General features: G+C 68.2%; 14 protein-coding genes. 7 read left to right on the forward strand and 7 right to left on the reverse strand.

What is annotated here, in order from left to right; all coding sequences use genetic code 11:
* Nucleotides 1-68 precede the first annotated feature (68 nt).
* On the forward strand, nt 69-656 hold the full coding sequence (locus tag DI276_RS19990; RefSeq protein WP_198680761.1) for a TetR/AcrR family transcriptional regulator: 588 nt from the start codon (nt 69-71) through the stop codon (nt 654-656).
* Here DI276_RS19990 and DI276_RS19995 read toward each other — a convergent pair.
* A complete protein-coding gene (locus DI276_RS19995; protein ID WP_112265544.1) occupies nt 647-1,696 on the reverse strand; it encodes an alkene reductase in 1,050 nt (349 codons plus the stop codon). The genes DI276_RS19990 and DI276_RS19995 overlap by 10 nt on opposite strands.
* Nucleotides 1,697-1,755: 59 nt before the next feature.
* On the opposite strand from DI276_RS19995, the gene DI276_RS20000 reads away from it, so the two are divergent.
* Together DI276_RS20000 and DI276_RS20005 are read left to right on the forward strand one after the other, a co-directional pair.
* A complete protein-coding gene (locus tag DI276_RS20000; RefSeq protein WP_112265546.1) occupies nt 1,756-2,127 on the forward strand; it encodes a MerR family transcriptional regulator in 372 nt (123 codons plus the stop codon).
* Nucleotides 2,128-2,184: 57 nt separating this feature from the next.
* Nucleotides 2,185-3,444: an IS701 family transposase gene (locus DI276_RS20005; protein ID WP_408610564.1), complete on the forward strand. Its 1,260-nt coding sequence runs from the start codon at nt 2,185-2,187 to the stop codon at nt 3,442-3,444.
* 236 nt (nt 3,445-3,680) lie between these two features.
* Here DI276_RS20005 and DI276_RS20010 read toward each other — a convergent pair whose 3' ends face one another.
* A complete protein-coding gene (locus DI276_RS20010) occupies nt 3,681-4,721 on the reverse strand; it encodes an NAD(P)-dependent alcohol dehydrogenase (RefSeq protein WP_112265548.1) in 1,041 nt (346 codons plus the stop codon).
* A gap of 146 nt (nt 4,722-4,867) precedes the next feature.
* On the opposite strand from DI276_RS20010, the gene DI276_RS20015 reads away from it, so the two are divergent.
* The 4 genes from DI276_RS20015 to DI276_RS51025 are packed head-to-tail and all read left to right on the forward strand — an operon-like array spanning nt 4,868 to nt 6,967.
* Nucleotides 4,868-5,743, forward strand: a complete 876-nt coding sequence (locus tag DI276_RS20015) for a helix-turn-helix domain-containing protein (protein WP_112265550.1) — start codon at nt 4,868-4,870, stop codon at nt 5,741-5,743.
* A complete protein-coding gene (locus DI276_RS20020; RefSeq protein WP_112265552.1) occupies nt 5,740-6,024 on the forward strand; it encodes a SelT/SelW/SelH family protein in 285 nt (94 codons plus the stop codon). Before DI276_RS20015 ends, DI276_RS20020 begins: the two co-directional genes overlap by 4 nt.
* A gap of 56 nt (nt 6,025-6,080) precedes the next feature.
* The gene (locus DI276_RS51020) at nt 6,081-6,584 is read left to right on the forward strand and encodes a hypothetical protein (RefSeq protein ID WP_198680762.1); all 504 of its coding nucleotides are present in this window, start codon (nt 6,081-6,083) and stop codon (nt 6,582-6,584) included.
* Entirely contained in the window at nt 6,581-6,967 is a 387-nt protein-coding gene (locus tag DI276_RS51025) for an acyl-CoA thioesterase (RefSeq protein WP_198680763.1), read from the forward strand. The genes DI276_RS51020 and DI276_RS51025 overlap by 4 nt, the downstream gene beginning before the upstream one ends.
* Here the strand turns inward: DI276_RS51025 and DI276_RS20030 are convergent.
* From DI276_RS20030 to DI276_RS20050, 5 genes are all read right to left on the reverse strand, one after another.
* Nucleotides 6,964-7,893 (reverse strand): hypothetical protein, encoded by a 930-nt coding sequence (locus tag DI276_RS20030; protein WP_157984813.1) that lies wholly within the window; start codon nt 7,891-7,893, stop codon nt 6,964-6,966. The genes DI276_RS51025 and DI276_RS20030 overlap by 4 nt on opposite strands.
* Before the next feature lie 67 nt (nt 7,894-7,960).
* Entirely contained in the window at nt 7,961-8,911 is a 951-nt protein-coding gene (locus DI276_RS20035; RefSeq protein WP_112265558.1) for a glycine betaine ABC transporter substrate-binding protein, read from the reverse strand.
* Entirely contained in the window at nt 8,908-9,642 is a 735-nt protein-coding gene (locus DI276_RS20040; RefSeq protein WP_112265560.1) for an ABC transporter permease, read from the reverse strand. Before DI276_RS20040 ends, DI276_RS20035 begins: the two co-directional genes overlap by 4 nt.
* Nucleotides 9,639-10,760, reverse strand: a complete 1,122-nt coding sequence (locus DI276_RS20045; RefSeq protein WP_232836773.1) for an ABC transporter ATP-binding protein — start codon at nt 10,758-10,760, stop codon at nt 9,639-9,641. Before DI276_RS20045 ends, DI276_RS20040 begins: the two co-directional genes overlap by 4 nt.
* The gene (locus DI276_RS20050) at nt 10,747-11,394 is read right to left on the reverse strand and encodes an ABC transporter permease (RefSeq protein ID WP_112265562.1); all 648 of its coding nucleotides are present in this window, start codon (nt 11,392-11,394) and stop codon (nt 10,747-10,749) included. Before DI276_RS20050 ends, DI276_RS20045 begins: the two co-directional genes overlap by 14 nt.
* Nucleotides 11,395-11,582 lie beyond the last annotated feature (188 nt).

Here is an 11,582-nt window from a genome sequence, read left to right on the forward strand (position 1 = left end):
GACGGTCCCGTCCCGTCCACCACGGTAGGCGGGACGGGACCGTCTCGTCCAGTCCTATGATGTGCCACATGACCAAGCGCACCCCGACCGGCGCCGCCGTCCTGCAGCCCCAGGTGACGCAAGCGATCACCGAGGCGGTGCTGGACGAGCTGGCCGAGCACGGCTACGGCCGGCTGTCGATGGAGGCCGTCGCCAAACGCGCGGAGGTCGGCAAGAGCGCGCTGTACCGGCGCTGGCCGTCCAAACAGGACATGGTGGTCGCGGCGCTGTCGGAGTTCTCCGTGCCACTGGCCGAAGTTCCGGACACCGGCTCGCTTCGGGGCGACCTGCTCGCAACGGTGACCGCCGTGCACGACTGGCTCACCCACCCGCGGTTCGCGACGATCCTGCCGGACCTCACGGCGGAGGCCGTCCGCAGTCCCGCACTGGCCGAGGCGATCGCGGCGACCATCGGCGAACCCCGCCGCGCGCTCGGAGCGGTCACGCTGCGGCGGGCGGTCGAACGGGGCGAGCTGCCGGCGGACCTCGACGTCGAGATCGCGCTCGACCTGGTCGCCGCGCCGGTCTACTGGCGGCTGTCGGTGCGGCGGGCGGAAGTCGAGCCCGGCTACCTCGAACGGCTCGTCGACCACCTCATGCGCGCACTTCAGTGCTGATAGCTGGGATAGTCGACGTACCCGGCCTCGGTCTGGAACCAGGTCTCGCGATCGGTGCTCACGAGCGGCAGGCCGAGCCGGAACCGTTCGACCAGATCGGGATTGCCCAGGTACGCGCGGCCGTAGCTGATCAGGTCGGCGCCGTTGGCGAGCCAGCGCTCCCCCTGCTCCTGAGTGCTCTCGTGCGGGCCGATCTGGCCGCCGGGGTTGAGGATGAACGCGGTGGGCCACGCCTTGCGCAACCCCATCAGCACCTCGTCCTCGGCAGTCGCGAGCACGTGGATGTAAGCCATGTCCGGCAACGCTTTCAGCAACGCGTCATACAGCGCGGGCATGTCGGATTCGACGATGTCCTGAACCTCGCCGCCAGGTGAGAGCCGGATGCCGACGCGGTCCGCACCGATGGCGTCCACCGCCGCTTCGACCGCCTCGACGGCGAACCGGATGCGGTTGGTGATCGAGCCGCCGTACGCGTCACCCCGCAGGTTCGCGTTGGAGGACAAGAACTGCTGAATGAGGTAACCGTTCGCGCCGTGCAGCTCGACCCCGTCGAACCCGGCCTCGACCGCGCACCGGGCCGCGTCGCCGAACGCCTGCGCTTGTTCTTGGACCTCGTCAACACTCAACGCGCGAGGCACCGGCGCGGGCACGATGCCGGCCGGCGTGAACACCTCGCTGTTCGCGGCAATCGCCGACGGGCCAACGGGATCGTGCCCGGCGACCTCACGGTGACCGATGCGGCCGCCGTGCATGAGCTGGGCGAAGATGCGGCCGCCGTTGGCGTGCACGGCATCCGTGACCACTCGCCAGGCCTCGATCTGGGAGTCGTCGTGGATGCCGGGCATGAACGGACCGGCCTGGCCGACCGCGTTCGGGTGCACGCCTTCGGTGACGATCAGCCCGGCGGTGGCGCGTTGGGCGTAGTAGGTGGCGGTCGACGCGACCGGTTTGCCGTCCACGGCTCGTGCGCGGGTCATGGGCGCCATGACGAGACGGTTCGGCAGGGTCAGGTTCCCGAGTCGGTAGCTGGTGAGAAGCATGGCAGCTAAGGTAGAAACCTGACATTGACGTCAGAGGTAGCTTTTGTGGCGGAGGTCTCATGCGCATCGGCGAGCTGGCGACGAAGACCGGCGTGAGCGTGCGCGCGTTGCGCTACTACGAGGAGCAGCAGCTCCTCGTCTCCGAACGCAGTGAGAGCGGGCAACGGCACTACGGGGAGAACGCCGTCGATCGGGTGCAGCTGATCCAGCAGCTGTACGCCGCGGGCATCTCCAGTGCGGCGATCCTGGAGATGCTGCCGTGCGTGGTGACCGGCGTGGCGTCCCCGCAGGTGCTGGCCACGCTGCGGGGACACCGGTCGTCCGTCATCAAGCAGATCGAGGACCTCCAGGACACGCTCCGGCAGCTCGACTCGGTGCTGGCCGGTGCCGTCAAGTCGCACGAGTCCGGAGTGCCCTGCCCACCGGCCTAGTAGTGCTTTGTTAGGTGCGGCTGCTGTGTTGATCGAGTGATGTGATCTTCTTGTGGTGTGACTCCGGAGGAGATGGCCCGGGTTCGACCGGTGATCGAGGAGTTCGCCGCGTCGGTGTTCGGTGGGTTCGCGCGGCGTGATCAGCGGGCGAAGGGTGAGCTGTATCTGCGTGGGCTGATGCTGGATGGCAAGCGCAAGTCGATGCAGCCGATGGCGGCGCGGCTCGGGGTCGATCATCAGCAGCTGCAGCAGTTCGTGAGCACCTCGACGTGGGACCACGTCGAGGTGCGGCGGCGCCTGGCCGGGTGGGCCGCGGGGTTCGTCGATCCGGACGCGCTGGTCATCGACGACACCGGTTTTCCCAAGGACGGCAAGGACTCTCCTGGTGTGGCGCGGATGTATTGCGGCGCTTTGGGTAAGACGGGGAACTGCCAGATCGGGGTGAGCGTGCACGCGGTCACCGACTGGGCCTCGGCGGCGATCGACTGGCGGTTGTTCCTGCCGGAATCGTGGGACGACGAGAAAGCCGCCGATGACATGGCGGCGGCTGAGATCCGGGCTCGCCGGGCGCGCAGTGCGATCCCGGACGAGGTGCGGCATCGGGAGAAGTGGCGGCTGGCGCTGGACATGCTCGACGAGGTCACCGCCGAGTGGGGCCTGCCGGCGCGGCCGGTGGTGGCCGACGCCGGCTACGGCGACGCCACCGAGTTCCGGCTCGGCCTGACCCAACGCGGCCTGACCTACGTGCTGGCCGTCAGGGCAGACGCGACCGCCCACCCCGCCGACGCCGTGCCGACGACCGCGGCCTGGATCGGCAACGGCCGCCCACCCGGACCGCGTTACCAGGACAAACCCGTGGATCTGAAGACTCTGGTCATGAACGCCGGCCGGTCGGCGGGCAAGTTTGTCGTGTGGCGCCACGGATCCAAGAAGTCGCCGGGCAACCCGACCGCGGCCATGCGGTCACGGTTCCTCGCGCTGCGGGTCCGGCCCGCCAGCCGCAACATCCCCCGCGCCGCCGATGGCAGCCTGCCCGAGTGCTGGCTGCTGGCCGAATGGCCGCCCGGCGCACCCGAGCCCACCGACTACTGGCTCTCGACCCTGCCCGCCGACATCCGGCTGCGGGACCTGGTGCGACTGGCCAAGATCCGCTGGCGCATCGAACACGACTACCGCGAACTCAAAGACGGACTCGGCCTGGACCACTTCGAAGGCCGCGCCTGGCTCGGCTGGCACCGCCACGTCACCCTCGCCGCCGTCGCCCAGGCCATCTGCACCCAGCTCCGCCGCACCCCAAAAGCCCCTGCGCAGGCCTGACGCTCTACGCGGTCCTGCGCGAACTCCAGGCCTTACTCGCGGTCTGGACAGGCGTCTGCCACACCTGCCGACAACCCGTCCAGACCCCAACACCCACAACAACACCCCAGGTCATCAACACCTAACAAAGCACTACTAGTGGCGTGGCTCGCAACGTTGCCGGGGGAATTTGCGGTCAGACGGGTGCATCGTGGTGCTGAGCGTGAATTACCTCGCCAACGTTGCGTGACACGCCACTAGATGGTGGCGGTGTCGATCACGAACCGGTAGCGCACGTCGCTCGACTGCACCCGGTCGTAGGCCACGTTGACCTGGTCGGCGTTGATCAGCTCGATCTCCGCGCCCAGGCCGTGCTCCGCGCAGAAGTCCAGCATCTCCTGGGTCTCCGCGATGCCGCCGATCATGGAACCGGCCAGCGTCTTGCGGCCACCGATCAGCCCGAACAGGTTCACCGAGATCGGCTCCTCCGGAGCGCCGACGTTGACCAGCGCGCCCTCGGTCCTGAGCAGCGAGAGGTAGGCGGTGAAGTCCAGCGGCGCGGACACCGTGGACACGATGACGTCGAACTTCCCGGCCAGCTCGGCGAACGTCGCCGGGTCGTTGGTGGCGCGGTAGTCGTGGGCGCCGAGCTTGAGGCCGTCGTCCTTCTTGCGCAACGACTGCGACAGCACGGTCACCTCGGCGCCGAGCGCACGGGCGATCTTGACGCCCATGTGGCCGAGCCCACCGAGGCCGACGATCGCGACCTTCTTGCCGGGGCCGACGTTCCAGTGCTTCAACGGCGAGTACAGCGTGATGCCCGCGCACAACAGCGGCGCCGCCACGTCGAGCGGAAGCGAGTCCGGGATGCGCACGGCGTAGTTCTCATCGACGACGATCTGCTTCGAGTAGCCGCCGTAGGTGACGTCACCGTGACGGTCGATGCCGTTGTAGGTCATCGTGTTGCCGTTCGCGCAGTACTGCTCAAGGCCACGCAGACAGAACTCGCACTCGCGGCACGAGTCGACCATGCAGCCGACCCCGACGCGGTCGCCGACGGCGTAGCGGGTCACCTCGGAGCCGACCTCGGCGACCACGCCGGCGATCTCGTGGCCGGGCACCATCGGGAAGATCCCCTCGCCCCAGCCCTCGTTGACCTGGTGGATGTCGGAGTGGCAGATGCCCGCGTACTTGATGTCGATCAGAACGTCGTGCGCGCCGACCGCGCGACGCTCGATGGTGGTGCGCTCCAGCGGTGCCTTGGGTGCGGGAGCGGCGTAGGCAGCGACGGTGCTCATCAAAGATTCTCCTCGTTCTGTCGTGTCGCTTGCCGACACTGCTCCTCTCCGCGAGCGCTACCCAGACACCTGGTTTTCGTACGACTGGCGTGCCTACCACTGGCAGTAGCAGGCACGACGTCGCTGGTCCGGGGATACTCAACGCCATGACCGTCGATCCGCGCACCGAGCTGAGCGAGTTCCTGCGCAGCCGTCGAGCGCGGCTGTCGCCTGACGACGTCGGGCTGCCCCGGTACGGCAGGACCCGCCGCGTGCCGGGCCTGCGCCGCGAAGAGCTGGCGCAGCTCGCGGGCGTCTCGGTCGCGTACTACACGCGGCTGGAGCAGGGCAACGCTCGCAACGTCTCCACCGAGGTGCTCGACTCGATCGCCCGCGCGTTGCAGCTCAACGACGCCGAGCAGACGCACCTGCGCAACCTCACGCACTGCCCGTTGGACAGCAAGAAGAAGAAGGCGGCGCGCTCACATGTGCGACCCGCCCTGCAACACCTGCTCGACAGCGTGGGAGTGCCCGCGTACATCGGCGGCCGCCGCTCGGACGTCCTCGCGTGGAACCCGATGGCCGCGGCGTTGTTCGGCGACTGGGGCGAACTGGAACCACGCGAACGCAACTGGGCGCGGTTCATCTTCCTGCGACCGTCCTACCAGGACCTCTTCGTCAACTGGGAGAGCAAGGCTGCGGACGTCGTCGGCTTCCTGCGGATGGACGCGGGCTGCTACCCGAACGACCCGGAGCTCGCCGCCCTGGTCGGCGAGCTGTCGGTGAAGAGCGAGCTGTTCCGCCAGCTGTGGGCCAGACACGACGTCAAGGAGAAGGCCTTCGGCGTCAAGAAGCTGCGCCATCCGCTCGTCGGTGAACTGACGCTGCAGTGGGAGACGCTGCGGATGCCGAGCGAGCCCGACCTGTTCTTCACCACCTACACCGCCGAGCCCAGCACCGCGTCCGCCGAGGCGCTGCAGCTGCTCGCGAACTGGGGCACCAACGCGACCCGCGCCGGTACCTCGGTTAGATCACAGGCATGAGGACACCGCGTCTGGAGATCGAGTACTGCACCCAGTGCCGGTGGCTGCTGCGTGCCGGGTGGACCGCGCAGGAGCTGCTGACCACGTTCACGACCGAGCTGGGCGAGGTCGCGCTGATCCCCGGCACCGGCGGCGTGTTCGACGTGCGGCTGGACGGCGAGACCGTGTGGTCGCGCAAGGAGCAGGACGGCTTCCCCGACCTGGCCGTGCTCAAGCAGCTGGTGCGCGACCGGGTGGCGCCGGAGCGGTCGCTCGGCCACACCGATCGCAAGCACTCGTAACTCAGATCGGGCCGAACCGCGGGCAGCCGGGCAGGACGGCTCGTATCGTGACGGCCGTGCATCCGAACCAGGGTTGGCAACCACAGCAGCCGCAGGGATGGGGACCACCACCGCCGCAAGGCTGGAGTCCACGGCCGAGCACCGCGCCCGCCTTCCTCGCGGGTGGGCTGTGGCTGCTGGTGTCCGTGCTGTGCTTCGTGCTGGCAGGGCTCAACACCGACGAGGGAGTCCGGCAGACCCCGGAAGCCGCCGTCGCGTTGCTCGGGCTGGCGTTCGGGCGCGACGTCATCGGCAACGGCGACGCGGCGATCGCGGCCACCTACACCGCCGGCGGTGTGGTGTTGCTGCTGGCCGGGTTGCTGTTCGCCCGGCTCGGGTTCGCGCGCTGGGTTCTCGCCGCGCTCGGGTTTCTCGTGAGCGGCTACTACGTCTTCGCCGTCATCAGGCTGACGATCAACGAGGGCGGCACGTTCATCATCGTTCCCGGTGTGGCATTGCTGCTGTGGCTGGCCGCGTCGATGGTGTCGGTCATCCCGCCGGTCGGAAAGGCGATGCGGTGAGCTACACCTTCACGCCCCGGTTCTACGAGATCGACGGCCAGGGCGTCATGTTCAACATGTGGTACCTCGGCCACGTGGACGAGGCGGTCGACGCCTTCTTCGCCGACCGCGGCCTGCCGTACGGGAGCTGGCCGAGCTTGGGGTTCGACGCCCACGTCGTGCACGTGGACCTCGACTTCAACTCGGGCGTGCGCAAGAGCGACGAGGCCGAGGTGGTGATCAGCACGGCCAGGATCGGCGGGAAGAGCTTCACGCTCGGCTTCGCGTTCCGCCGGGACGGGGAGACCGTCTGCAGCGGCAACGTGGTCTACGCGACGGTGTCGACCGAGGGGCACGGCACCATCGAGGTGCCGGCCGTCCTCGTCGACGCGCTCGGGAACTAGACGCAGGTCCAGGTCGCGGGCACCCAACGGCCGTCCGCTGCCTTGCGCTGCCCGGCGAGGTCGTTGTTCTCCGCCACGGCGCGGACGCGCTCACCGACGGCGAGCTCGCCGAAGAACTCGGTGCCGCGCCAGACCAGCACGGTGGCCCTGGTGCCGTCGCCCTTGTCGTTCCAGGTGGCCAGCTGGCCCGAGGTGTTCACGCCGATGGGGGTCGGGTCGTTCAGCTCGTAGCGCTGCACGGCCGCACCGGTGGCGACGTCCCAGCGCCAGAGGGCGTAGTAATCGCCGAACTTCTTGCCGAGCGCCTGGCCGGCCTGGGCCTTGCGGATGTTGAGGTTGGGCGAGCTCGCGAGGTCCTGGCGAGTTCCGTCGGGGTTGACCACGTAGCCCTTCTCGGTCACCACGCGCCCGGCGTCGTCGATGCCCCTGGCCACGTCTTCTGCCACGAACCGGTACGTGCCCGGCTCGCTGCGCGGCCACACCACGGTGCGGTAGGGCGGCCAGTGGACGGACCGGTCGGTGCCGACGATGTCGCCGGCCTCGTTGATGCCGTCCGCGGAGGTGGTGCCGTCGGCGGGCGCGGGCAGGGTCTGGAAGGTGCCGTCCCGGTAGACGAATGGCGTGCGCGTCCGCCCGTCGTAGCCGACGAGCTCCCCGCTGCCGTTGACGCCCTGGAGCCCGAGCTGGGTCGTGACCGGTGCGTTCACCTCGACGGGCGTGCCGTTGTGCCAGAGCAGCAACGCTCCGGAGGTCGCCTGCCCTGCCAGGTAGCCGTTCGGCGCCGCGAACAGCACCTGGCCGCCGGTGACGCCGGCGGGCAACGGCAGTTCCGACGGCGTCCAGGTGCAGAGGTTCTGCGCCTGGGCCGGTACCGCCGGTGTCAGCAGCAACAAGAGCGCAGCGCAAATCGCGGTCGTACGACGCATGTGAGTCCCCCCAGTCGTTCCATCCCCAGTGCAGGGAGATTCTCACACGCGCGAGTCCACTTGGGAATCAGTCCGTTCGGACCAACCCCTTGGACACCATCCAGTTCCGCGCCACCTCGCCCGCGTCCTTGCCCTCCACGTCCACCTGACGGCACAGCTCGATCATCTGGTCGTTGGTCAGCGCGCGGCTCACCGTTTCCAGCGGGGTGCGCACCGACGGGTGGCGGGCCAGGAACTCGGCGCGCACGGTCGGAGCGACGTTGTACTGCGGGAAGGCCTTCTTGTCGTCTTCGAGCACGCGGAGCTTCTGCGCGGCGATCCGGCCGTCGGTGGTGAACACCTCACCGACCGGGCAGGTGCCGTTCGCGACGGCCGAGTAGATCGTGCCGATGCCGAAGTTCTTCACCTCGGTGCTCGGGAAGCCGTAGGTCCGTTGCGCCGCAGGGAAACCGTCCTGACGGCTGGTGAACTCGGTCTCCAGGCAGAAGACGGCCTCGGATGGGTTCTTCGCGAGAAACGCCGCAAGATCCGACGTCGTTTTCAACCCGTGTTGCGCGCCGTAGGCCTCGGTGACGGCGAACGCGTACTGGTCGTTGAGCGGCGAATATGCGAGCCACTCGACGCCGAACCGTTCGCGGTCGGCCTTCTTCGTGGCGTCGTACTGCGCCTGTTCCCCGCCGGGCACGGGAAGTTCGTTGCCCTGGTAGTTGATCCAGCCCGTGCCGGTGTACTCCCAGGTGACGTCGACCTCGCCGTTGAGCAGCGCCTGCCGTGCGGTCTGCGAGCCCTTCAGGTCTGTCAGGTCGACGACGTCCGCACCCGCGGCGGACAACGCCATCTCGGCCAGGTAGCCGAGCAGGATGTTCTCGGTGAAGTCCTTGGAGCCCACGGTGATCTCGACGCCCTTGAGCGACGACTCCGGCTGGATAGAACCGGGGAACACCTTGTAGGGCAACGCGGTGTTGACGTCCAGACCGCAGCCACCCAGCAACAGCAACAAAACCAGCAGCCTCTTCATCGCAACCCCTTGGGGCCGAACCACTGCTCGATGACCGCGCCGACCCAGTCGACCAGCAGCGCGAGGCCCGCCGCCAGCGCCGAGCCGGTCACCAGCACCTTCATCAGGTTCAGCTTGTAGCCGGTGTCGATGAGCAACCCGAACCCGCCCGCGTTGACGAACAACCCGAACGTCGCCGTGCCCACCGCGAGCACCAGCGACGTGCGCAGGCCGGCGAGGATCAACGGTGTCGCCAACGGGAACTCCACCCGCCACAGCACACCCGACGCCGACATGCCGATGCCGCGGCCGGCGTCCACCAGGGACGGGTCGACCTGCTGCAGACCGACGATCGTGTTCCGCAGCACCGGGAGCAGCGAGTAGAACGCGAGCGGCAGCGCGGCCACCCACAGCCCGCCCGACGCACCGGTGAACAGGAACCACAGCACCAGCACGCCCAGCGCAGGGGCGGCCTGCCCGACGTTCGCCACGGCCAGGAACACCGGTGCGAGCCAACGGGCCCACGGGCGAGTCGCCACAACGCCCGCCGGAACCGCCACCAGCACCACGATCGCGGTCACCACGATCGTCATCAACAGGTGGTCCGCCAAGGCCTGCAACAACGACGAAGCGTTGAGGGTGCTCTTCTCGGTTGCCGTCAACGTGCTGGAGAAGACCCACGCCAACACGCCGCCGACGATCAGCAGCACCGCAAGAGGTTGCGCCCAGAACCTGATCCGCTCGGCCGTCATGCGGACGCTCGCAACCGTTGCACGACCTCGGTCACCGTCGTGAGGTCGAGCGTGCCGACGTACTCGCCCCGGCTGCCGGTCACGATCGCGCGCCCGCCCTCGTTGACCATCGCCTCCAACGCGTCGCGGAGCGTCGACTGCAGCGTCACGGAGTCCTGCACCGGCCGTCCGATGCCGGCCAGCGAACTGGCGTGCCGCAGCTCGTTCTGGTGCACCCACCGCAACGGCCGGTCGCGCTGGTCGAGCACCAGAACGAACCGCTCGCCGTCAATGTCTACAGTGGACGGTTGGGCGTCCACCCGCGCGGTAACCGCCGTGCCGAGCTCGACATCGCGAACCCTGAGCAACGTCAAGGCTTTCAACGACGCACCGGCGCCGACGAACCCGGCCACCGTGTCGTCCGCCGGGTTGGCCAGGATCGCGTCCGGCGTGTCGTACTGCAGGATCGTCGACCGGTCGCCGAGCACCGCGATCCGGTCGCCGAGCTTGACCGCCTCGTCGAAGTCGTGGGTGACGAACACGATCGTCTTGTGCAGCTCGCCCTGCAGTCTGAGCAGCTCGTCCTGCAGGTGCCCGCGCGTGATCGGGTCGACCGCGCCGAACGGCTCGTCCATCAGCAACACCGGTGGATCAGCGGCCAGCGCCCGCGCGACCCCGACCCGTTGCTGCTGGCCACCGGAGAGCTGGCGGGGGAAGCGGCCGGCGAACTCACCGGGATCGAGCCCGACGAGGTCCATCATCTCCTCGACCCGAGCGTCGACCTTCTTCTTGTCCCAGCCCAGCAATCCAGGCACGACACCGATGTTCTGCGCCACCGTGAAGTGCGGGAACAGCCCGGCCTGCTGGATCGCGTACCCGACCCGCCGCCGGAGCTCGTCCGGGTCGATCCGCAACGCGTCCTCGCCGCCGATCGTGATCGTGCCGGAGGTGGGCTCGATCAACCGGTTGATCATCCGCATGGTCGTCGTCTTGCCGCACCCGGACGGCCCGACGAACACCACGATCTGCCCGGCCGGCACGACCATCGAGAAGTCGTCGACCGCCGCGACCTTCTGTCCGGGGTACCGCTTGGTCACGTGGTCGAGCCGGATCTCACTACCCTTTTCAGCCACGGACACCCCTGGAGACGGTGAGACGGTTGACCAGCACGTAGACGCCGTCGAGCAGCAGGGCGAGGATCACCACGCCGATCGTGCCGGTGAGGGCCTGGTTCACCGAGTTCGCGCTGCCCGCGTTGGCGAGCCCGGAGAACACCTCGGACCCCAGACCGGGTCCTTTCGCGTACGCCGCGATGACCGCGATGCCCATCAGCATCTGCGTCGCGACCCGCATTCCGGCCAGAATCGCGGGCCACGCCAGCCGCAACTCAACCCGCGTCAGCACCCCGGTTCTGCTCATGCCAATACCTCTGGCGGCATCGCTGACCGCAGGATCCACACCCGCGAGTCCCACGATGGTGTTCCGCACGATCGGCAACAACGCGTAAAGGACCAATGCGACAACCGTCGTGTCCGCGCCCAACCCGAACACCGGAATCAGCAACGCGAGCAGTGCAAACGACGGAATGGTGAGAATCGTGCTCGCCAAGGCGGTGGCCAGCGCGGATCCGACCGGGCTGCGATACACCGCGACACCGATCACCACACCGAGCACGGTCGCCAGAACAGTGCACTGCACAACGGCGCTGACGTGCAGCAACGCCTGCAACGACAGCCGATCCCAGCGATCGGCCACGTACTCCAGCACATTCATCCTCGTTGGCCCCCGCCCTCGAAGTTGCCGTTCACCCAACCCCATTGAGCATGATCCGGCAACCATTCGTCCCCGAAGCATGTCCCATTGCGGCGAAATTCCGGCACTTTTCAAGCCGTCGAACGTACGTTCTTCAACCAACTGATGAAGCCTCGTTCACCTGCCGTGTCCGCCGATCGCTTGGGGGA

It is taken from the genome of Lentzea terrae (assembly GCF_003265345.1).
GTDB classification, from domain to species: domain Bacteria; phylum Actinomycetota; class Actinomycetes; order Mycobacteriales; family Pseudonocardiaceae; genus Lentzea; species Lentzea terrae.